This is a genomic window from Alteromonas sp. ABV4_150 (genome assembly GCF_056311745.1).
Map to the genome: position 1 here is coordinate 3,240,829 of NZ_CM149971.1, position 23,328 is coordinate 3,264,156.

15 protein-coding genes and 1 pseudogene are annotated in these 23,328 nt (G+C 44.2%); 9 read left to right on the forward strand and 7 right to left on the reverse strand.

Annotated elements, in window-relative coordinates; all coding sequences use genetic code 11:
* The first annotated feature begins 12 nt into the window (after nucleotides 1-12).
* The gene (gene fusA, locus ACYX4M_RS14120) at nucleotides 13-2,100 is read left to right on the forward strand and encodes an elongation factor G (protein ID WP_476080571.1); all 2,088 of its coding nucleotides are present in this window, start codon (nucleotides 13-15) and stop codon (nucleotides 2,098-2,100) included.
* Nucleotides 2,101-2,216: 116 nt separating this feature from the next.
* On the opposite strand, the gene cynS is transcribed toward fusA, so the two are convergent.
* From cynS to ACYX4M_RS14150, 6 genes are all read right to left on the reverse strand, one after another.
* Nucleotides 2,217-2,666, reverse strand: a complete 450-nt coding sequence (gene cynS / locus ACYX4M_RS14125) for a cyanase (RefSeq protein WP_071814393.1) — start codon at nucleotides 2,664-2,666, stop codon at nucleotides 2,217-2,219.
* A gap of 18 nt (nucleotides 2,667-2,684) precedes the next feature.
* Nucleotides 2,685-4,556 (reverse strand): bifunctional protein-serine/threonine kinase/phosphatase, encoded by a 1,872-nt coding sequence (locus ACYX4M_RS14130; RefSeq protein WP_476080572.1) that lies wholly within the window; start codon nucleotides 4,554-4,556, stop codon nucleotides 2,685-2,687.
* Between the two features lie 122 nt (nucleotides 4,557-4,678).
* On the reverse strand, nucleotides 4,679-5,527 hold the full coding sequence (locus ACYX4M_RS14135; RefSeq protein ID WP_179982984.1) for a formate/nitrite transporter family protein: 849 nt from the start codon (nucleotides 5,525-5,527) through the stop codon (nucleotides 4,679-4,681).
* Between the two features lie 494 nt (nucleotides 5,528-6,021).
* Nucleotides 6,022-8,088, reverse strand: a complete 2,067-nt coding sequence (locus tag ACYX4M_RS14140) for a transglutaminase TgpA family protein (protein ID WP_476080573.1) — start codon at nucleotides 8,086-8,088, stop codon at nucleotides 6,022-6,024.
* Complete coding sequence (locus ACYX4M_RS14145; protein ID WP_476080574.1) at nucleotides 8,085-9,251, reverse strand: DUF58 domain-containing protein; 1,167 nt, start codon at nucleotides 9,249-9,251, stop codon at nucleotides 8,085-8,087. The genes ACYX4M_RS14140 and ACYX4M_RS14145 overlap by 4 nt, the downstream gene beginning before the upstream one ends.
* A 27-nt stretch (nucleotides 9,252-9,278) precedes the next feature.
* Nucleotides 9,279-10,226 carry an AAA family ATPase gene (locus ACYX4M_RS14150; RefSeq protein WP_476080575.1) on the reverse strand — a complete coding sequence of 316 codons (948 nt, stop codon included), beginning with the start codon at nucleotides 10,224-10,226 and terminating at the stop codon, nucleotides 9,279-9,281.
* A gap of 233 nt (nucleotides 10,227-10,459) precedes the next feature.
* Between ACYX4M_RS14150 and seqA the strand changes: the two genes are divergently transcribed.
* From seqA to ACYX4M_RS14190, 8 genes and pseudogenes are all read left to right on the forward strand, one after another.
* The gene (gene seqA, locus ACYX4M_RS14155; RefSeq protein WP_476080576.1) at nucleotides 10,460-11,248 is read left to right on the forward strand and encodes a replication initiation negative regulator SeqA; all 789 of its coding nucleotides are present in this window, start codon (nucleotides 10,460-10,462) and stop codon (nucleotides 11,246-11,248) included.
* A gap of 47 nt (nucleotides 11,249-11,295) precedes the next feature.
* The gene (gene pgm / locus ACYX4M_RS14160; protein ID WP_476080577.1) at nucleotides 11,296-12,948 is read left to right on the forward strand and encodes a phosphoglucomutase (alpha-D-glucose-1,6-bisphosphate-dependent); all 1,653 of its coding nucleotides are present in this window, start codon (nucleotides 11,296-11,298) and stop codon (nucleotides 12,946-12,948) included.
* 218 nt (nucleotides 12,949-13,166) lie between these two features.
* A pseudogene (locus ACYX4M_RS14165) lies at nucleotides 13,167-15,645 on the forward strand (glycogen/starch/alpha-glucan phosphorylase).
* A 313-nt stretch (nucleotides 15,646-15,958) separates the two neighbouring features.
* The gene (locus ACYX4M_RS14170; protein WP_476080578.1) at nucleotides 15,959-17,263 is read left to right on the forward strand and encodes a putative bifunctional diguanylate cyclase/phosphodiesterase; all 1,305 of its coding nucleotides are present in this window, start codon (nucleotides 15,959-15,961) and stop codon (nucleotides 17,261-17,263) included.
* 286 nt (nucleotides 17,264-17,549) lie between these two features.
* Nucleotides 17,550-18,581: a succinylglutamate desuccinylase gene (gene astE, locus ACYX4M_RS14175; RefSeq protein ID WP_476080579.1), complete on the forward strand. Its 1,032-nt coding sequence runs from the start codon at nucleotides 17,550-17,552 to the stop codon at nucleotides 18,579-18,581.
* Nucleotides 18,574-18,984, forward strand: coding sequence for an HIT domain-containing protein (locus ACYX4M_RS14180; RefSeq protein WP_476080580.1), 411 nt, complete (start codon nucleotides 18,574-18,576; stop codon nucleotides 18,982-18,984). The genes astE and ACYX4M_RS14180 overlap by 8 nt, the downstream gene beginning before the upstream one ends.
* Nucleotides 18,985-19,038: 54 nt before the next feature.
* Nucleotides 19,039-19,365, forward strand: coding sequence for a heavy metal-binding domain-containing protein (locus ACYX4M_RS14185; RefSeq protein WP_476080581.1), 327 nt, complete (start codon nucleotides 19,039-19,041; stop codon nucleotides 19,363-19,365).
* Nucleotides 19,366-19,501: 136 nt separating this feature from the next.
* A complete protein-coding gene (locus tag ACYX4M_RS14190; RefSeq protein WP_476080582.1) occupies nucleotides 19,502-21,919 on the forward strand; it encodes an alpha/beta hydrolase family protein in 2,418 nt (805 codons plus the stop codon).
* A 124-nt stretch (nucleotides 21,920-22,043) separates the two neighbouring features.
* Here the strand turns inward: ACYX4M_RS14190 and ACYX4M_RS14195 are convergent, their stop codons facing one another.
* A complete protein-coding gene (locus tag ACYX4M_RS14195) occupies nucleotides 22,044-23,327 on the reverse strand; it encodes a dicarboxylate/amino acid:cation symporter (RefSeq protein WP_476080583.1) in 1,284 nt (427 codons plus the stop codon).
* Between the last annotated feature and the right edge of the window lies 1 nt (nucleotide 23,328).

Sequence of the window (23,328 nt, forward strand, 5' to 3'; positions counted from 1 at the left end):
GAAAGTGAACTAATGTCAGACTTATCTTTATACAGAAACATTGGTATTTTCGCCCACGTAGACGCGGGTAAAACTACCACAACAGAACGTATCTTGAAGCTTACTGGTAAAATCCATAAAACTGGTGAGGTTCACGATGGTGAATCAACAACTGACTTCATGGAGCAGGAAGCTGAGCGTGGTATTACCATCCAGTCAGCGGCAACAACCTGTTTCTGGAAAGATCATCGCATGAACATCATCGATACTCCGGGACACGTTGACTTTACAGTTGAAGTATATCGTTCACTTAAAGTACTAGACGGCGGTATCGGTGTATTCTGTGGTTCTGGCGGTGTTGAGCCTCAGTCAGAAACTAACTGGCGTTATGCTAACGAATCTGGCGTTGCTCGCTGTATTTTCGTTAACAAACTAGACCGTATGGGTGCAGATTTCTACCGTGTTGTTGGCCAAGTTAAGAAAGTACTTGCTGCTAACCCACTAGTAATGACACTTCCAATCGGTATCGAAGACGAGTTTAAAGGTGTTGTAAACCTTCTAGACATGAAAGCGTACATCTGGGACGACTCAGGCCTACCTGAAAACTACGAAGTAGTAGATATCCCAGAAGATATGGTTGAGAAAGCTAACGAATACCGTGAGCAACTAATCGAGACTGCAGTTGAGCAAGACGATGACCTAATGATGGCTTACATGGATGGCGAAGAGCCGTCTCTAGAAGACATCAAGCGTTGTATCCGTAAGGGTACTCGTGACCTAGCGTTCTTCCCAACGTACTGTGGTTCTGCATTTAAGAACAAAGGTATTCAGCTAGTTCTTGACGCGGTTATCGATTTCCTACCTTCTCCAACAGAAGTAGACCCACAGCCTCTTACAGACGAAGAGACTGGTGAACCTACTGGTGAAGTAGCAACAGTATCTACTGAAGAGCCGTTCCGTGCGCTTGCGTTCAAAATCATGGACGACCGTTTTGGTGCGCTTACGTTTATCCGTATTTACTCTGGTGTACTTAACAAGGGTGACACTATCCTTAACAGTGCTACAGGTAAAACTGAGCGTATCGGCCGTATGGTTGAGATGCACGCTGATGAGCGTACTGAACTTACTTCTGCACAAGCAGGTGACATCCTAGCTGTTGTTGGTATGAAGAACGTTCAAACTGGTCACACGCTTTGTGATCCTAAAAACGCTTGTACACTAGAGCCAATGATCTTCCCTGAGCCAGTAATCTCGATTGCTGTTAAGCCAAAAGACAAAGGCGCTAACGAAAAGATGTCTATCGCTATCGGTAAACTAGTAGCAGAAGATCCATCTTTCCAAGTTGAAACTGACGAAGATTCAGGCGAAACCATCCTTAAAGGTATGGGGGAACTTCACCTTGATATCAAAGTAGACATCTTGAAGCGTACTTACGGCGTTGAGCTAGAAGTTGGTCAGCCACAGGTTGCATACCGTGAAACTATCACGCTACCTGTTGAAGACAGCTACACGCACAAGAAGCAGTCTGGTGGTTCTGGTCAGTTCGGTAAGATTGATTACCGCATCAAGCCAGGCGAAACTAACTCTGGCTTCAAGTTCACATCTACTGTTGTGGGCGGTAACGTACCTAAAGAATTCTTCCCTGCAATCGAAAAAGGTTTCGCAGGTATGATGGAAGTAGGTCCTCTAGCTGGTTACCCAGTACTAGACGTTGAAGTTGAGCTATACGACGGTGGTTTCCACGCAGTTGACTCATCAGCAATCGCGTTCGAAATTGCAGCAAAAGGTGCATTCCGTCAGTCAATGCCAAAAGCAGGCCCTCAAATTCTTGAGCCTGTGATGAAAGTTGACGTATTCAGCCCAGAAGACAACGTTGGTGACGTAATCGGTGACCTTAACCGTCGTCGTGGTATGATTAAAGACCAAGAAGCTGGCGCTACTGGCGTTCGCATCAAGGCTGACGTACCTCTATCTGAGATGTTTGGTTACATTGGTCACTTACGTACTATTACATCTGGTCGTGGTCAGTTCTCTATGGAATTCAGCCACTACTCAGCATGTCCTCAGAACGTAGCTGACAAAGTAATTGAAGAAGCGAAAGCACGTAAAGACGCTAAGTAATTAGCCTTTGCGAACGTTAGCTAGCTTGTGTTAGCTAACGCTTCAAAAAAATAGAAAAAGCCGGTCATTCGACCGGCTTTTTTTATGCCTACAGCGCAGGGCTTTAGTACATGGCTTTAGTACATTTTGTACGGCAAAAACTTCCCAGACATAACTACGCTAACGCGGTCGCCTTTAGGGTCGTTTTCGCGCTGTAAATCCATTGAGAAATCAATCGCGCTCATAATACCGTCGCCAAACTCTTCATGGATAAGTTCTTTTAAGGTAGTGCCATATACATTTACGAGTTCATACCAGCGATAAATAAGCGGGTCAGTAGGTACTTCTGTGGGTAATGAGCCTTTGTAAGGAACTATCTGAAGCCAAGCAATGGCTTCATCTGAAAGTTCAAGTAATTCGCCTACCGCTTCTGCTTGTTGTTTTGTCATGGCCATCTGGCCTAAGCAGGCGGCAGTACTCCATTCTTTTGACTGGCCAACAACTTCGGCAATTTGACTCCACTTTATGCCTTTTAGAATTTTGGCTGATTGGATCATATCGGTAACTTGTGTTCTTGATGTAATCATTAGTATTTCCTCAACGGGTTAATTAAATAAAATGAGCGTTACTAGGTTGCTAACAATAAGAGCGAGTATTAATGCTTTGTAGACAAAAAGCGGATGGCGTTTTATTAAGGGTTGATATGTTGTGTGCTCAGTAGGATTTGGGTAGCGCAGCGAGTGAATAAACTCTGAAAGCGAAGAGTAGCGTTTGTCAGGGGTTATGTGTAAAGCACGCTTAAGCGCACTATCAACCCAAGTAGGTATTGGTCGTTTAGGATCTAACGCCGTCTCGTATTTTAGTTTTTTCTGTTCAGCAAAAGTGCGACAGTGGGCAAGCTTGGTATGGTAAGGATAACGACCACATAAAAGGTAATAAGTGAGTACGGCTAAGGAAAATAAATCCGAGCGCTCGGTGCCCACATTTCCTAAAAAGTACTCTGGTGCAGCAAAGAGTGCTGCGCCAGGAATAGGCGCATCACTATAAAGGCTGGGGGCATTTTTTAAGGCCGCTGAACCAAGGTCAATAAGAGTACAGTGACCGTGTTCGCTGATGATAATATTGTCGGGGCGTATATCCCTGTGAAGCATGCCTTGGCGGTGCATTGCCTGTAATCCATTGCTGACCTGCTCAACAATATTCCTCACTTGCTCTAATGAAGGCGTAGGGTTATCAATAGACCACTGTGCCAAGGTTTGCCCTTGCACATAGCTACTCACGCTATAAAAGGCTGTGGGTGTGTTTTGATAACCCAAGTCCGTAAAAGTGGGGCTTTTTACAATATGGGGTGAGTCGACCCGCCTTAAAAACCAATTCTCTATTAAAAAACCGTTTAGCAATTCAGGCGATTGAGAAAAGTCAGTGGCTGGTGTTTTTACGACCACTCTATCATTCGTATTTGCATTGGGTGAAGGGCGACGTGTGGCGATAAATACATGGCTTCGCGCAGAAGTATAAAGCTGTCGCTCTAGTTTAAAGCCATCTATTTCATCGCCTGTTTTAAGTTCGGCAAACGCTAACTCGCTGGTAGCCTTTAATGCTAAATTACCCCTGCTGTAACCGGCAGCATTCGATACGTCGTGGCAGTTGGTATCTATTTCTCCAATAGCCGAGATTAGGTTTTGTTTTCCATCGTGACTAATATGAGCGAACTCGACTTTTATAAGTAGAAGGGTGAGGTTATCTTCGCTTCCATTGTTAAACGCTTCGTGTACAACTAATGCAGATTGGTTTTCAGATAGCGTATTGGCATTATTAATTTTGTTGAGTATGCTCGGTAACGCTACGAATTCATAAACGCCGTCGGTACTTATCGCAATGGTACTTGGTGAGGTTATAGTTAATGAAGTATGGTCAATATCGATACTTGCTGTTACGCCCAACGCATTAGCAAGATAAGTTTGTGAAGGTTCACTATCTGATGCTTGTCGATGAGGACGAGTTAGCAATATAGGGTCTTTAGCGTCGCTTGTAACAACCTGAATTTGGCTATCTCCAACGTGAAATACGTCTAGGTGATTGCCTGTTACGATTGCTACCGAAAGTGTGCACACATAGCCTTTTTCGGGAGTATAGCAAAAAGCGCTTTTCTGCGTTCGGGTATAAAGCAGTGCATTAATTTCTTTGATAATAGTTTCGGCGCGGGTTTTAACCGACCATTGTTCAGGCGCTATGCTAAACAGCTTAATAAACTGACGGGTAGCAAAATCGCTAGCAATCTGGCTTACCGTGCTACTGCTGACACCGTCAGCAACCACAAAAATACTACTTTGATTTAGCTCATCAGAAGATACATGGTAGGTGTAAGCATCTTGGTTTATCTCTTTCACGCCAGGTGTTGAAAAAGCACTTACTGAAAGTGTGCAAGGTAGCGAGTAGTTCGATGTTTGTAGGGCTGCTTGCTTATTCTTATTCACTGGCTTGTTACCCAACTTTCGAGTTATTGGTCTATCGAGTTACTTTTAAATAGGAAAGGTGCTGCCATCACGACTTAACATAGAGGTTAGTGTCGTGATGGCGGTTTGGTTAAATATCTTGATTAGATAGGCAGCGTTTGAGAGGCCGCTGCCTTATCAACAGGGATTGTACGCTTTGGCAATGTCTTCACGTGGGTGGTGTAAAGCGTTAGGCCAGTAAAAGCTAAGCCTCCTACCAAGTTGCCTAGTGCAGTTGGAATTTCATTCCATATGAAGTAATCCATCACAGAGAAATCACCGCCCATGATAAGACCAAATGGAAAAAGGAACATATTTACTACAGAGTGTTCAAAACCCATGAAGAAGAACAGCATGATGGGCATCCACATAGCCAACACCTTACCGCTTACGTGGGTTGAGATCATCGCACCTACTACGCCTAATGACACCATCCAGTTACATAGCATGCCGCGAATGAAGATGGTGAACCAGCCGGCCGCGCCATGCTCTGCATAGCCTAACGTTCGGGCTTCGCCAATACTGGCAACCTTGGTCGCAATAGCGCCGCCATCTACGTTGTATCCCATAGTAAAAATAAACGACATCATAAAGGCAACGGTTAATGCACCGCCGAAGTTACCTAAAAAGACTAAGCCCCAGTTTCTCAATATTTGTTTTGGCGTAACCCCTGGGCGCTGGGCAAGCCATGCTAGCGGCGTTAATACAAACACGCCGGTTAAAAGGTCGAAACCCATAAGGTAAAGCATACAAAAGCCGACTGGGAACAGCACGGCTCCTAGCAGGAAAATGCCAGTTTGAACGGCTATGGTAATTGCAAAAACGGCAGCGAGTGCCAAAATTGCACCTGCCATATAAGCGCGTATTAGAGTATCTCGTGTAGACATATAAATCTTCGCTTCGCCTGCATCTACCATTTTGGTCGCAAACTCAGCGGGGAGAAGATAAGCCATGGTTTCACCTCACGTTGTCGTTATTAATAAGTTGCCAGTTGCCATCCGAAAGTTAGCTATCTACATGCGCTCTTGCAGATCAAAAAAAGGCGTCCGCAGCACTCTCGTAAGAAAGAACTGGGGACGCCTTTGTCCAAAAAATGTGCATTGTAGTAGCTATCAGATGTAATTTTTTAAAACGCTTTATATGTGCACGCCTTTGTACACTAAAGTTCTTAAGCAATAATTCATAGCAGCCATCGCTTCGAACTTTTACTATCTATGGTTTTAAAACATCAAAAGAGTAGCCAAAAAAGTGCCAACAGATGAAAACTGAGTGATAGTGTTAAAAAACTCTATTTAAAACAATATATTGAGCTGTATTTTTTAGTTGGGCGTTAAAAATGGTTTCTTTAAAAGTTCAGCCGTTTGCACTAAAAAGGTGGGAGCGTGAATGTTTACGGTGCAATGTCGCTGTCTTTTACACTGGCACACTAACTTCTCTTTTTAAAATCTTATTTCAGTGACTGTTTGAGTGTTTTTAATTGAAGCTTCATGGCTCCATGTTTATTAGCGCTTGAGGTAGTTTTTGCATAATGCTCATGTTCAAATAGCTCGCAAAGTTGCTTAAATGACCTGGCTGCATGTGGTGGCAAAAAAGCGCTGGTTTGCTTTATATAGGCTGATAAGGTTTTATTATCCCTTTGTACTCCTGTCTCTGTTTCAACAAGTTTTATCGCTTTTAGTAATATGCGATAAGAAGGCGACAAGTGGCTCGTTTGTTTTTTGGGTAAAAAGTATAGCGCCAATATGAGGCCCATCAGCCCAAGAGCCGATAAAAATACAGCGCGCATTTTTTGCGGAGTCAGCGCGCCTAATAGTTCCTCGAGCATGTTGGTCTGGGCTGCATTATCAAAGCCTAGCACCCATTTGCTCCACGAATAGTCAAGTTGCTGAAACCAGCCTTGCAAGGTTGCAAATAATGCAGAATTACCAAATTCACTTAGTATGGTTGTTTCGCGTGATTCTCCTAATTCTTCTAATGCGTGTTCTAGGCCAAAAGATAACCGAGAAGGCGCAACCATACTGGTGGGGTCGAAACGTATCCATTTGCCGTTTATTAAGGCTTCTACCCATGCGTGGGCATCGTACTGTCTTATTTGTAGGACCTTATCACTGAGTTCGCTGCCACCTTGGTAGCCAGTCACCATTCTAGCCGGCACGCCAGCTGCGCGAAGTACGTAGACCATAGCGCCAGCATAGTGAGCACAAAAACCAGCCCGTTGCGAAAATAAAAAGCTGTCTATAGGGTCAACAGGCATGGCGTTTGGGGAAAGGGTATAGCGGAATCCACTTTGACTGAATTCGCGCATTATCGCATTGACTAGCTCTTGCGCATTACTGTATTGATTAGCTAGTGCCTGTCCCCAAGCCCTCGCTTCGGGGTTGCCATTTTTTGAAACTTGTAAATTTAGTTGCGCTTCAAAGCTTCCTATTCCGTTAATGATTGGAGCGTCTGGGAAGTAGCGTAAATAAAAGGCTTTTTTGCTGGATATGGGCGTGTCGGAACGCAAGGTATAATCAAATAGCGTGCTGACAGTAATACTGTTCTTAAGGTTATTAGGCGATGAAGGTTCTAGCGCGAATAACCACCTTTGTTGAGTCGGCTCTACAATTAATTCATAGTCAGTTACTAGGGGTAACTCTTTTACTGCTAGATTCGATAGAGGCGTTGACCTTCCCATGGAAGCTAACTGTTGCTCGGCCTGTTTACGTTTATCACTGATAGACCAGGTTTTTCCATCAAAATGCTCAAGTGTCATTGCACGCCAGTATCTAAAAGGCGCATCGGGAACCTCCTCTTCACTATTGAAGGTTGCACTAAAAGCGAGTTCAGATGAGCTAGCAAGTGACGCTATATCCCCAGGTGTTACTGTATCGGAAAGCCCGGTTTCCGTGGATTTTGATGTGGGCATTTGCCAAAGGGGCGGGAGTTGAGGCAACAGCAGAAATAAAAGTAGCGCAATGGGAAAAGCTTGAACAATAAGTACACTGACGAATTTAAAGCTTTTCGCTATAGAAACACCAGCACTGTGATAAATGGCCGTTGCGACGAGCAATAACGCTAATATTCCCGTATAGCCTATCCATGCAAATACACTCAGTGACGAAATAAACCCGCAGCCGATTAAGAATAAGCAGGTACATATTAGTAGATGAAAATCTCGCTTTTTTTCAACGAGCATGATTTTTAGGGCGCACGCAATAGTCAACAAATTGATCATGCTATCAAGAAGGCCTACTGAGAACCCAAACCAAGACAAAGCAAATACTGCAAGTAAAGCAAGCAAATTCACCGTACGTGAAGTAGGTAAGCTATGCAGTGTGCTAAGGCCTGCGATTCTCACCACCACAGCACACCCGCTAAGCATCAATACCCAAATCATTAAAGGTGAGGTAAGCGTAGAGAGTATTAGGGAAAAGGCTGCGCAAAGTAGAAGAACAGCCACAGGCTGGGGTTGGCTAAATACGTTTTTTAAAACTGCTAATTGTGAAAACTGGCTAGAAGTAAGGATGTTCATCTTAAAGGCCTTATCTTCTTCTTTTGCTTGGAAGCTAAAGAAACGGGCCTGTTTATGGTTGAGTTGGTCGACGAAGTATTGTGGTATGCACTACTCACAGGCGCTAAACACGCAAGTGCGCTAAGGGACTCATGCATGTGTTTTGTTCCATGGTTAGGCGTAATATTCACCCCTCTGTACTGTATCCCGAATTCGCGGTTTGCTCGTGTCCAATATATTATGGAATAAGTAAGTGCTGAAACGGCAGTTTCTAAATCTGTATCCCGCGGAATCGAGAGTATATAGCTATCGCTTTGCAGGGAAGTAAAAGACTTAGAAACCCAGTTATCATTTTTAGCCACATGCTTCCAGGATACCCGGTTAAGTGGCTGTCCAATTTCGTAATCCTTCAATGCGTAAAAGTCTTCGTTACTGTTTGGGTCGCTCAATTCACTCACACTTTCTGATTCATCGGTACTGGCAACCTTATCGATAGTGATAGGGCCTTCCTCAGACTTGGCATACACAATAACTTGCTGATCAAAATCAAGGTGAGTCCAGCATTTATAAAGCCCAAGAGGAAAGTCACAAGCGATGGTCATTCGCCCCAAAGTAAACTGCCCCCGCTTTGGTATTTGCAAAGGCACCCTGAGGCTTTGTTTTTGTTCTTTGTTTGAAACTAAATCTTTATTTAAGGTAAAGCTAAAGCTTCGCTCTAAAAATGCTGATGTTTCGCCGTCAGTTGTTTTTTGAGTGTGCATATCTGCTGCGCGCACTACATTAAGCCATTCTACCGATAATATGCCGTTACAGGCTTTCGTCGGTGTGCTCTTGTGGGGGATGACTTGTAGTTGAATTTGACCGTCTAAATTACAGTGAAACGAGTCGGGTGGAATGGCTTTAAGTGCTAAACGGGCAAAGTTCTGGTGAGTGTAAAATAGCGTCAGCAGCATAATGCTCAAGCACAAATAGCTAAGCAGTAACATCAGGTTGTTTTGATAGTTGGTCCCAAGCAAAAACAAGCACAGAGACAAAATAATGAACGACCAGCCAAACCCACTCGGTAGTATAAAAATGCTTTTCAAGCTTAGATGATGTTCTTGAGAAGCCGGAACCCGCTTATCAAGCCACTTCAGCAGTCGGCGTTTAAAGTAATTTGACAAGGAAATAGGCACTTTACGCACGTATAATACTCCAGCTACCCATTAATACTAAGCTGCCAATGGGTCGATACTATCAAGTAATTTTTGGCTTAATTTCTCGCCATCAAAAGTTTGGTTATGTTGCCCCTGACCACCTTGGTGGGAAGACAAACTTAACCGGTGTGCGGTAATTGCCACAAATACAGCCTGCACATCTTCGGGCGTCACGTACTCTCTACCACAAACGTACGCCCATGCCTTTGCACCTTGAAGTATCGCTCGGCTGGCTCTCGGTGAAAGCGGGTTAGGGTAGTCGCCGCTCTCTCGGCTTTCGCTAACCAGTCGCAATATATAATGGAGAATGGCATCGCTCGTATGAATAGCAGACACTTCACTTTGCATCTGGTGTAAGTTTGCTTCACTTAGGATTTGGCTGAGAGGCGCTGATGCGTCTTGCTGCATAAGCATAGCTTTTTCCGCTTCCCAAGCTGGGTAGCCAAGTGATATACGCATAAAGAAACGGTCTAGTTGCGACTCGGGTAAAGGGTAAGTACCAGATTGATAGCTAGGGTTTTGCGTAGCAATCACAAAGAAAGGTGAAGGAAGTGCGTGGGTTACACCATCAATACTCACCTGGCGCTCTTCCATTGCCTCTAATAGGGCACTTTGAGTTTTGGGGCTTGCTCGGTTCAATTCGTCGGCAAGTACAACTTGGCTGAAAATAGGACCGTGTCTAAAGATGAAGCGTTTTTGCTCATCGCTTTCGTGGCTGTGAAAAATGTTTACGCCCAACATGTCGGAAGGAAGTAAGTCTGACGTAAATTGAATACGCGCATATTGAAGACCAAAAACTTGCGAGAGGGCGTGTGAAAGCGTGGTTTTACCCATCCCCGGTAAGTCTTCAATTAGCAAGTGACCATTGGCCAGTAAGCACGTAATTGCGAGTTTCAACTGATGCTCTTTACCAATAATCTTCTGACTAAGAGCTTGCTGAATACGAATAATTTCTTGGCGCATATTATTGTCACTTTTATTTAAAAATACTCTGTCATTCTAACAACGGTAGTTTTAATCATAGTAGCAACTATAGGGTATCGCTTTCTATTCTTATACCTCTGTAAATTTATACCTTGGTATGCAATAGGTTTGTTCAACGTTTTATATTCACGAATCCTCAAAACATCTGCTATTAAGTGCTGCGTAGTTTAACTGTGTTGTCTATAATGGTGCCTCTTAAAAAGGAAGTAGTTATGAAAAGCATTGAAATAGATGACGATTTATATGCCTTCATCGCCAGCCAGACTAAGCATATTGGTGAGAGTGCATCGCAAATTTTAAGACGTTTACTTTTACCTGAAGACGGGGCGGCATCGCAGGGCTCAGAGCCTAGTGAAGCATCATCGACGCCTGCAAAAACAAGCGAAACAAAAAGTGCAGACCTTACAGAGTCGACAAGTAAACCTAGTTCGGCGGTAGAAGCAGAACCTAAAACAACGTCAGCGAAACCTGCTATAAAAGCGGCTAGCGCTTCGGTAAGGCCTACGGCGAATAAAGCCTCGGTAAATAGAGTTGCGGCTAAGAAAGCGCCAGCAAAAACTGCTGCAGCGAAAAAGCCCGCAAACAACAAAGTAGCAAAAAAGCCAGCGGCAGCTACTGAAGCATCACTTTCAAGTGATGCCCACACTAAACGAGATATTTTGGATGCCGTGTCAAAAGATGCATTAAGCACTTTTACCAAACGGGTTGATCAATTCTTGTTTGTTTTAAGTGCAGCGCACAAGCTTAATGCAGGAAACTTTGCGCGCGTTGAAAGTATCAAGGGTAAAAACCGTACTTACTTTGCGACAAGTAAGGAAGCGTTGCTTGAAAACGGCAGCAGCACTAATCCGAAAGCTATCCCAGATAGTCCGTTCTGGGTAGTGACAAATAACAACACTGCTAAGAAAACGAACATGCTGGAACAAGTTTTGCGTAACCTAGGTTATCAACCTGATGTAATTGAAACTGTTGTAGCGCGTTTCTCTTCAGAAGGTAAATAGCAAGAGCAACAGCAGAATAACGAAACTTCTAAATAAGGACTTTTTTCATGGCATTACATCCGCAGGCTGGAGAGCATGCAGCAAAAGAGCAACTCATTAATGTACCCCAGTTAGTGAGCCAGTATTACAGCTATAAACCGGATATGAATGACCCGGGCCAGGCGGTGTCCTTCGGTACTTCTGGCCACCGAGGTACGGCGTCAAACGCTACTTTTACTGACACTCACATCAGTGCAATTTGCCAAGCTTTGGTAGAATACCGCAAGCAGGAAGGTATCTACGGCCCGTTATATGTTGGAAAAGATACCCACGCGTTATCTGAACCGGCCATGATCACTGCCATAGAAGTTTTATGTGCCAACGGCGTAGATGTTGTGGTGCAACGTTCAGATAACGAGAGCATGGGCTACACGCCAACGCCTGTTATTTCCCGCACTATCATTCGTTATAATCGTGATGATAATAAGGACAAGGCAGACGGTATTGTTATCACGCCTTCTCATAACCCTCCTTCAGACGGTGGCTTTAAATACAACCCCCCTCATGGAGGCCCTGCCGATAGCGACGTAACCAAGCAAATCCAAGAGCGCGCGAACATGTTAATTGCTGATGGCAACAAAGATGTTAAGCGTATTGATATTCGCCAAGCCACCGAGCGTAAACTGGTTCGTGAAGAAGACTTTATGGAACCTTATATCGAAGACTTAGCCAAAGTCATCGACATGGAAGCGATTGCAAAAGCGAAGCTAAAATTAGGCACAGACCCATTGGGTGGCGCCGGGGTAGGATATTGGTCGCGTATTTCTGAAAAATTTGGGTTAGACATCACAGTGGTTAATGATGCTGTTGACCCTCAGTTTGGTTTTATGCGCCGCGACAAAGACGGAAAGCTTCGCATGGATTGTTCATCTGCTTACGCTATGGCAGGGTTAATCGAGCTAAAAGGCAACTTCGATTTAGCATGGGGCAACGACCCAGATTTCGACCGTCATGGTATCGTGTGCAAAAGTGCAGGGCTGATGAACCCTAATCACTATTTGGCCGTGGCGATTAATTACCTTTATACCCACCGTCCAGAATGGCCAAGTGACTTAAATATTGGCAAGACACTTGTTTCTAGCAGCATGATTGACCGCGTAGCGAATAGCCTAGGTAAGCCGCTGGCTGAAATGCCTGTTGGCTTCAAATGGTTTGTAGGTGGTCTATCTAACAGCACTATTGGTTTCGCTGGTGAAGAAAGTGCGGGTGGTATTTTTCTTGAGCGCAATGGAAGCACTTGGGCTACAGATAAAGACGGCTTTATTCTTTGCTTGTTGGCAGCAGAAATTCTAGCCGTTACAGGCAAAGACCCGGGCGAGCACTACAAAGCGCTAACGGAAAAATTTGCAGCACCGGTATATAGCCGTGTTGACGTAGCAGCAACCCTGGAGCAAAAGCAGAAACTTTCTGCGATGGATGCATCGGTAGTCACTAGCGATACGTTAGCAGGTGAGCCTATAACTTCTGTGCAAACTCACGCTCCGGGCAATAATGCAGCCATTGGTGGTGTTAAAGTATCAACAGAAAACGGCTGGTTTGCAGCTCGCCCATCGGGCACCGAGCAGATCTACAAAATCTACGCAGAGAGCTTCAACGGTGAAAGCCACTTACAAGAATTAATTGGCGAAGCTGAAGCCTTGGTAGGTAAAATCATCAAATAAGTACAAAAACAAAACAGCTTTAACGTTGAGTTGTAAACAAGGTGTTAAAAAGCGCGTGAATGCATACGAATTCATGCGCTTTTTTGTTATTTTAACAAAATTATTACAACATAATCGTTTAAGCGCTGCTATATTGCTGTCATATTCTGAAGTTATTCTGTAATTAAATTACGTTTTCGGTGTGAAAACACCGCTTCTATTTAAGAGTGAGACGCAAAATGAACGCAAAAGCGACCAAGACGCAAACCTCTCCTGTGATCGATAAAGCTGCATTCAAAGCAGCGGTCATCAAACACTTACACTGCACGCTAGGCACCGACGAAAACAAAGCCAACAACCACGCATGGTGGAAAGCAACTTGTGCGGCAATTCAAGAGCAAGTGCTTGAAGGATTGCGCAAGACGCAAAAGAGTCACTATTTGAATGACACCCGCGCCGTTCATTACTTTTCGGCCGAATTCCTTATGGGTCGTTTACTTTCAAATAACCTGCAAAACTTTGGCCTGTTCGATGTTGCTGGCGGCGCATTAAAAGAGCTAGGCGTTGAAATTTCAGATATTCTGGAAGAAGAGCCAGACATGGCACTTGGCAACGGCGGTCTTGGTCGACTTGCAGCGTGTTTTATTGACTCGCTAGCGACCATGGAGTTGCCTGCCATTGGGTATGGTATTCACTACGAACACGGTTTATTCCGTCAGGAAATTAAGAGCGGTGCACAAATCGAGCGCCCAGATAGCTGGCGTGATTATGGCAACCCGTGGGAAATTTGCCGCCCAGAATCTATACAAGAAGTCTCTCTTTATGGTTACGTAGAAACAAAGTACGGCGAAAATGGTCGTGTGCTTAAAGAGTGGCACCCTGGCTCAATCGTAAAAGGTGTACCATGGGATATTCCGGTTGTAGGCTATGAAGGTAAAACAGTAAACGTATTGCGTTTGTGGCAGTCAGAAGCGTCTGATTACTTCAATTGGGACGTATTTAATGCGGGTGGTTACGTTGATGCACAGCGTGAAAACGTGCAGGCAGAAACCATTTCAAAAGTGCTTTATCCAAACGATGAAACCGAAGCGGGTAAAGAGCTACGCCTTATTCAGCAATATTTCTTCTGCTCATGCTCGCTTAAAGATATTATTCGTCGTTACAAGCGCGCCCACGGTGACGATTGGAGCCGTTTCGCAGACCAGGTTGTTATCCAGCTAAACGATACTCACCCAGCTATTTCAATACCAGAGCTAATGCGTATTCTTGTGGATCGCGCAGAGTTAGGTTGGGACGAAGCTTGGGGCATCTGTACGAAAGTATTCGCCTACACCAACCATACCTTGCTGCCAGAAGCACTCGAAAAGTGGCCTGCACGTATGATTGAGAAAATTCTTCCTCGTCACTTGGAAATCATTTACGAAATCAACCATCGCTTTATGGCAGAGGTTGATAAGAAATGGCCTGGCGACAATGCCATGAAAGCTAAGCTTTCAATCATTGAAGAGGGTAACGAGAAAATGGTGCGAATGGGTCATCTTTCAGTGATTGGCTCGTTTGCGGTTAACGGCGTGGCAGAAATGCACTCTCGTCTTGTTAAGTCATCGCTTTTCCCTGAATTTGACGACCTGTACCCGGGTAAGCTGACTAACGTGACCAACGGTATTACGCCGCGTCGCTGGTTGAAAGCGTGTAACCCAGGACTGTCTAAACTGATTGATAAGAAAATTGGTGATGACTGGCCGCGCGACTTAGATAAGCTGCAGGGCTTAGCAAAATTCGCAAGCAACAAAACGTTCCAGAAGCAATTCATGAAAGTGAAGCTTGAGAACAAAGAGTTGTTAGCAGAAGAGATCCGCAAGTCACTGGATATAGAAGTAGACGTTAATGCTATTTTTGACGTGCAGATTAAGCGTTTGCACGAATATAAGCGTCAACATTTAGCACTATTAAATATTATGGCCTTGTACCGTCGTATTCTTGAGAATCCTGATTACGATATGCACCCACGTGTATTTGTATTCGGTGCAAAAGCGGCACCAGGCTACAAGCTTGCAAAAGACATTATTTACGCGATTAATAAAGTTGCTGACAAGATCAATAACGACCCGCGAGTAAATAATAAGATCAAAGTGGCATTCTTACCAAACTACCGCGTATCGCTAGCGGAGAAAATGATCCCTGCGGCAGACGTGTCTGAGCAAATCAGTACGGCAGGTAAAGAGGCATCAGGTACAGGTAATATGAAACTTGCGCTAAATGGTGCGGTTACTATTGGCACACTTGACGGGGCAAACGTTGAAATTGCTGAAGAAGTAGGTGATGACAACATCTTTATCTTTGGTCTTACTGTAGAAGAAGTGAATGAGCTTAAAGCTAGCGGCTACAATCCGCATGATTACTACTACAAAGACCCTGAGATTAAAGCGGTGCTGGATTGGTTAGAAACTGATTATTTCACGCCGGGTAAACCAGGTGCTCTGGTATCTATCAAGCAAAGCCTGCTAGATAACGGCGACCCTTACATGGTACTAGCGGATTTCCGCGCCTATTCTGACGCGCAAATAGCCGTTGATGCTGCGTATCGCGACAAAGAGCGCTGGGCGGAAATGGCTATTATCAACACAGCGAAGATGGGTAAGTTCACTTCAGACCGCTCAATTCGTGACTACGTAGAGCGTGTTTGGAAGCTTTTCACCGTGTAAGATTGAAAGCTAATCGCAGAAGCATATAGAAAGAACCCGGCAGTGTTAGACTAGCCGGGTTTTTTTATCACTTTTTAAAAAGCGTCTATATTGACAACCGAATTCATAGTCGGGTACAACAATGTAGCGCTTTTTTCGTTCGGCTTGCTCTTTTAATAATGACAATTAACTAGCAACGATTAAAACAACAAGCATGAACAGTTGTAGTTAAGTATAAGAAGGTATGTAAAATAATACGCGAGTGTCGTTGCGCCTTTCGTAGTGGCATGGTTTTATATAAGTAGTTGTTTTTAGTACCTAGAAGCGTAAAGCTCAAGGAAAACATCATGAGCCAACACACATCACTGGCAACCATCCCCAATCGCTATGCGTTTATCGATAGCGTTTTAAAACAAGCGTCTCAAAGCACATCTATTTCTTTGATGCTGGTTGATGTTGTGCGTTTTTCAGATGTAACAACGAGTTTAGGTATTCACGTCGGCGACCGTTTCCTGCTAGAGATAGCCAACCGTATTCAACACCTTTTTGGGCAACATGTGCTTATTGGGCGAATCAGCGGCGATGTGTTTGGAATCGTTTTTCCCAACGAAAATAAAGAAACCGTAATGCGGCAAATGTTCGAGCGCCTTGTAGAACATTTCAAAACGCCTATGCATTATGATGGCACAGCATTTATTGCTGACTTTAATGTTGGCGTAGTATGCGGCGAAGACGGCGGGTTTGAGATTACCGCGTTTGTATCTCGGGCCGAATCTGCATTAAAGCAGGCCAAAGAGAATAAATACGAAAACTACTTCGCGTTAACTAAATCAGACAAATCTAATACTGGAAGAAGCTTAGCGTTAAAAGCTGACCTAAAACGCGCGCTAGCTCAAAATGAACTTGAGCTTTATTACCAGCCCAAAGTTGATCTGAATACCCTTGAAGTGGTGGGTGGTGAGTGTTTGTTACGTTGGAACCATCCTCTTGACGGTGTATTGTTTCCCGGGCCATTAATTGAAGCCGCAGAGTCATACAATATGATGAATGAACTGGGGTACTGGACGTTAGAGCAAGCATTTAAGGCCCTTGCTGAACTAGATGGGTTAAAAATGCCCATTGTTCTTTCGGTAAATATTTCACCTACCCAGCTCTATGACAATCAGTTGATACCTACGCTGACAATGTTAAGTCACACTTATGGTTTGCCGCTGTCCCTCATTGAATTAGAGCTCACAGAAGATGTAGCGCTGTCTAATTCACTGATGGTGAAAAAGCAACTAGATGAATTGAGAAGTCTCGGTGTGGCTATATCAGTAGATGACTTCGGCAAAGGATATTCTAACCTCGCTTATATTCGCGACCTCGATCTTGATGCACTTAAAATAGATAAATCTTTTGTGATGGAGTTAGAAGCGCACCCGGTCAATAGAGCGATTATAGAGGCTGCGAAAGTAATAGGTCACGCAAAGGGGTGTAGTGTCGTCGCTGAGGGCATTGAAACCGTTGAACAACTTCACATACTTCGAGAAGTAGGGGTTTCCCAAGGTCAGGGGTATTTGTTTTCTCGAGCCGTACCTTTCACTGAATTTGTTCAACTTACTCAGCAAGAAATCATTATTGGAAGTTCGCCAAGAAGGGCACAGGCTTGACTACTACCAATACGAGTCAATCGCAATTAACCTCAGTAGCTCTGCACTTTATTTCATTTTGGCTTCTAGTCTCTCCAATTTTGCTCACCGAACTAGGTTAAATACTAATATACCCTCATTATTACAGAGCGGCCTGACCCTGCAGAATATCGCAACAAGTGCGCGAAAGCGTTATTTATTAGTTACATCTTAGCGCAATAAAACCTTGCGATTAGGTGATTTTGATAGACGGTCTCGGTACACTTAAGCTATCCGAGATTAGACAAAGTCAACAAAGCTCACATTTATGCAAGAACTTATCGAAAGCGGCCAATTTTTAACACTTTCTCGCCGTCAACCTGAGTTATTCGAACGTGCTCAGCAATTTACACTAGCCAATGGCACTGATGTCAGCATTACTGCGCCTGGCATCATTAGTTTTTCCGTACAGCCTACCTCCTCCCCAAACAAACGTATTGTATTGTCTTGTGGCGTCCACGGTAATGAAACCGCGCCTATTGAAATCTGTGATGACTTGGTAAAGGGCATCCTTACAGGGGAAATTACGCTAGCACACGATGTGCTGTTTCTATTCGGCAATTTGCCAGCCATGGATATTGCTGAGCGTTTTGTTGAGGAGAACATGAATCGGTTGTTCAGCGGGGCACACTCAACAGGTGAAGGTTTAGTGAACGCTGAGCGGGTGCGTGCTAAGCAGCTGGAAGAAGCGGTGGCGTTTTTCTTTGAAGCGGCTGAGGGTACCCGTCATCACTACGATCTACATACGGCAATTCGCGCTTCTAAAAATGAAAAGTTTGCGGTATATCCCTATCTTCACGACAGAGTTCACAGCAAAGGGCAGCTTGCCTTCCTCGCGGCGTGCGGGGTAAAAACCATTCTACTTTCTGAAAGTTCAACCACCACGTTTAGCTATTTTTCTTCTTATCAATATAACGCCCATGCGTTTACCGTTGAACTTGGAAAAGTACGCCCGTTTGGGCAAAACGATATGAGCCGGTTTGCAGATGCTAAAAACGCACTCTTGCAGCTTATAACGGAACAGGACTTTTCACCTTCGGTAAATATGGAAGACCTTGATATCTATCGCGTGAACCAAGTAATAAACCGCCAAGAAGAAGCGTTTACACTTCATTTCGATGACGATACGCCAAATTTCACTGACTACCCTAAGGGCACAGTGCTGGCGTCTGAACTAGGCAAAGAGTACATAGCAGAGCAAGACGGTGAAGCCATTGTTTTTCCTAACGCAAAGGTTGCCATTGGACAACGTGCCTTATTAACTGTGGTGCCTACCACACTGGATAAGCTAGATGTTTAAACTCGATAGCCGTTTACACAATGATACATTTTTTGTCTGTGATCTCTCGCTGTGTCGTGTACTGTTAATGAACGACAGTCAATTTCCGTGGCTCATACTGGTGCCGATGAAAAATGATATCGCGGAAATTATCGACTTATCAGAAGATGAGCAGGTGGTCTTACTAAGAGAATCTGCGCTGGCTTCAAAAGCGATGCAAGCCATATTTTCACCATTAAAACTAAATGTAGCCGCATTGGGTAACGTGGTAAGACAGCTTCATGTCCATCACGTCGCGCGTTTTGAAAACGACAGTGCTTGGCCAAAACCTGTATGGGGTAATCAGCCTACAGTGGCCTATGACACCAGTGAAGCGCAGGCGCTTGTTGAAACCATTGCGCAATGGCTTAAGAATAACAGCTAGGCGGGTATGCCCGAATAGCGATAAATTAACAGTTAACATTAAAAGGAGTTTCGCATGATTGTTTCGACTACCCCAACCTTGGAAGGTCACCAAATTGAAGCCTATTACGGTATTGTTGTAGGCGAGGCCGTAATGGGCGCAAATGTGTTTAAAGATCTTTTCGCGTCTATTCGGGATATCGTGGGCGGTCGTTCGGGGTCTTATGAAGAAGAACTTACTACTGCGCGAAAACTAGCGTTTACCGAACTAGAACATGAAGCAAGAAGCATGGGCGCCAACGCTGTGGTTGGTATAGACCTAGACTATCAAGTAATAGGTGATAAAGGCAGCATGCTAATGGTGAGCATTAGCGGTACTGCAGTAAAAACGACGCCGGTATAAATACAAAAAGTGTATAGTTTTTAAAGTATGCGCTTATAAATCAATTGAAGCGAGGCTTGAGCCAGATGTTTTTCAACAGTGGCAATGCCTCGCTTTTTTGTTTTTACTCTTATAAAAACCTTTTTAAGGAAATAGAATGCTTAGAAAATGGATGTTTGTCCTATTTACTGCATGTTCCTGTCAGCTATTTGCGCAGGATGGCCTTCAGTATCAAAAACCGTCTAAAGAAATTCTAGATTTAGTAGATGTTACGCTTGCGCCAGCGACCTTCGTAGATGATGCACAAAAGAATATGGTGCTGTTGTTTCGCGATAACTATAAGTCGATAGAAGACTTATCGAAAAAAGAGCTTCGCTTAGCAGGCCTTAGAATTGACCCTGTCACCAACATAGGAAGTCGTGTCACTTTTTACAATAAGTTAGAGGTTCAGCGGGTAGGGAATAAGGATAGCATTGCTGTTAAAGGCATGCCTGAAACACCACGCCTCACCAACTTTTCTTGGTCACCGAATCAGCACTATATGGCATTTACTCACACCACAAATAAAGATGTAGAGCTTTGGGTGCTTGATATCGAGGCGGCGGCGGCGAGAAAACTTTTTGATAAACCCATAAATGCAAATATGGGCGATACCTTAAACTGGAATGCAGATAGCCTTTCACTTTTGGTAAAAGTGGTACCCAAAGATAGAAAAGGCTTAATCGACACCAGCGTAGCGGTGCCAACGGGCCCAACGATTTCAGTAAGCGACGGTAAAAAAGCACAAAACCGCACATATCAAGACTTGCTGAAAAATAAGAATGATAAGTTTAATTTTGAGCAATTAGCCCGTTCTGAAATTTATAACGTGCCACTAAAAGGGGAGCCTTCACCTTGGTTAGCGTCAGGAATGTATGGCGATATTAGCGTTTCTCCTGCCGGCGATTACGTGATGGTGCAAGAGTACAACACCCCGTTTTCTTATTTAGTGACCTACCGCCGCTTTCCTCACACTATTAGCTTGTATAATAAAAATGGAACGCTAGCTAAAACACTTGTCGACGTTCCGCTTATCGAAGACTTACCACAAGGCTTCATGGCTGTTCGTACTGGGCCTCGCGATGTACAGTGGCGCAACGATAAACCAAATACAATTGTATACGCTGAAGCGCTTGACGGGGGAGACCCTGAGACAGAGGTGACGCACCGTGACAAGCTAATGCAACTTAAAGCGCCATTTAGTGGCGAAGCTGAGCAAATCCTTAAAACAGAGGACAGGTTTTATCGCTTTATTTGGAGCGACGACAGTACTGCGGTAGCGATGGATTATTGGTGGAATACCCGCAACCTAAAAACTTATCTGTTTAGCCCTGATCAAAGTAAATCTGCAAAGATTATTTCAAATCGAAGCTATCAAGATAAATACAGCGACCCAGGCAGCTTTGTTACCCGCAAAAATGAATTTTTCAAAGATGTGCTTGCACTAGATGAAGAGCATGCGTTTTTGCTTGGAGATGGTTTTACACCTGAAGGGCAGTTCCCGTTCTTAGACAAAATAAACCTTAAAACCCTAGAAACATCGCGGGTGTATTCAAGTGAGTACACTGATAAATTTGAAGACTTGCGCAATTTCAATATGAAAAACGACCGCTTGTTGGTAAGAATTGAGTCTAAGCGGGATTACCCGAACTACTATTTCCGTAGCTTAAAAGATAACACGCTGACTCAGTTAACCCACTTCGAAAATCCTTTCGAAAGTATTCAAAACGTTAAGAAAGAAGTGATTACGTATAAGCGTAATGACGGTTTAGATTTAACAGGCACCTTATATTTGCCAACAAACTACGAAGAAGGCAAACGCTACCCCATGATCCTATGGGCTTACCCAGAAGAATTTAAGGATAAATCGAGCGCAGGTCAAAATACACAAAACCCTAATCGTTTTATTTATCCATGGTACGGCTCGCCTATATATTGGGTAACCAAAGGCTATGTGGTGCTAGACGATGCTTCTTTTCCAATTGTAGGGGAGGGAGACGAAGAGCCTAACGACACCTTTAGACCTCAGCTTGTTGCCAACGCAAAGGCAGCAATTGATGCACTTGACGAAAAAGGCCTTATTGACCCAGAACGTGTCGCGGTAGGCGGGCATAGCTATGGTGCCTTCATGGTGGCAAACCTGTTGTCTCATTCGGATTTATTTGCTGCGGGAATTGCCCGTTCTGGTGCCTACAATCGTACACTGACCCCATTTGGCTTTCAGTCGGAAGAACGCCATTACTGGGATGCGCCAGACGTGTATTACACCATGTCGCCATTTATGCATGCTGAGAAAATGAAGACGCCACTTTTACTAATACATGGCGAAGCAGACAACAATTCGGGAACCTATCCTATGCAAAGTGAACGTTATTTTAACGCTCTGAAAGGCTTAGGCGCAGTGACGCGATTAGTTATGCTGCCAAAAGAAAGCCATGGATACCGAGCGAAAGAAAGTGTATTGCACACCCTTTGGGAACAAGACCAGTGGCTTGAAAAGTATGTGAAAAACAAAGGCGCTAAACAGTCACAGTAATATTATCTAGTGTATTGATAGCGAAATTAAAAAAAGGTGGCACTGTGAAGTGACCACCTTTTTCTTTTCCTGTAAATCGCACTTTTATATTGGCTGTTTCACTGCCAATTGAATGCACATTTATCTAACCGTTATCTGTGACCACCTTCTCTTCAAAAGCAGTATCGCTAGCACTACCATCGCTGTCAGTTTTATCAATAGCAATAGTATCAATAATCACGGCGCAAGCAGCATCACCGGTAATGTTCAGGGCGGTACGGATCATGTCAAAAATTCTGTCGAGAGCAAACAACAAAGGTAAGCCTTCAATAGGAATGCCAGCAGCAATTAACACGGCAACGACCAAGAATGACGGACCAGGAACCCCTGCTTGTCCAACTGCACCAAGGGTAGAAGTCAGGATAATGGCGACATAGGCGCCCATTGATAAATCGATATTGAAAAGCTGTGCAAAAAACACCGCCACTAAGCCGTAGTAGATTGCGTTTCCGCTCATATTAATAGTGGCACCCAAAGGCAGTACGAACGACGCTGTTGAATTTCTTACGCCCAATTCGTTTTCTACAGTATTCATAGTCACTGGTAGCGTTGCCATAGATGATGCCGTTGATAACGCCACAGCTTGCGGCTTTTTCATCGCAACAAGAAAAGACTTAGCCGATGTTTTTGTAAATAGTTGAACCAGTAGGGGGTAGACCACAAAACCAAACACTAAAATAGCAGCAGTAAACACTAAGAAAAGTTTGAACACCACCATAAGCGCGGCAAAACCGAATGTGCCTACAGCCTCTGCCATTAAGCCGAAAACGCCGATAGGGGCAATTTTCATTACGCAGTTAATCATCCACACCATGGCATCAACAATGGTGTTTACTCCATTTAAGATAGGCTCACGGTTCTTTTTCGGCTGTTTGGAAAGGGCAAGACCGAAGAATAAGCAAAACACCAAAATTTGCAGAATGTTTGCGTTAGTTAATGATGCAAACACATTGGTTGGGATCATGCCTGTGACGGTTGCCCAAAAAGAGGGGAGTTTACCTTTAGATGCGTATTCGCCAGAGAACATGCCTTGTACCGATGATACATCAATACCGATACCAGGCTTAAACACTTCGCCCATTATTAACGCAAGTGCCACAGCGAGGGCTGAGGTTAGAGCAAAATAGGCCAGCGTAGATAGGCCCACTTTTCCTGCATTGGTGCTGTTGCCAAGCCCCGCTGCACCTGAGATAAGCGCCACGGCCACCAGTGGGATAACCAGCATTTTTATCAGGTTGATAAAAATAGCTCCTAAAGGTGCGAACATTTCAGCGCTTTCACCCATAAAGGCGCCAACGGCAGTACCAATGATCATCGCAATGACAACTTGAACGCCGATATTGCTAAGTAAGGATTGTTTATTAGACACG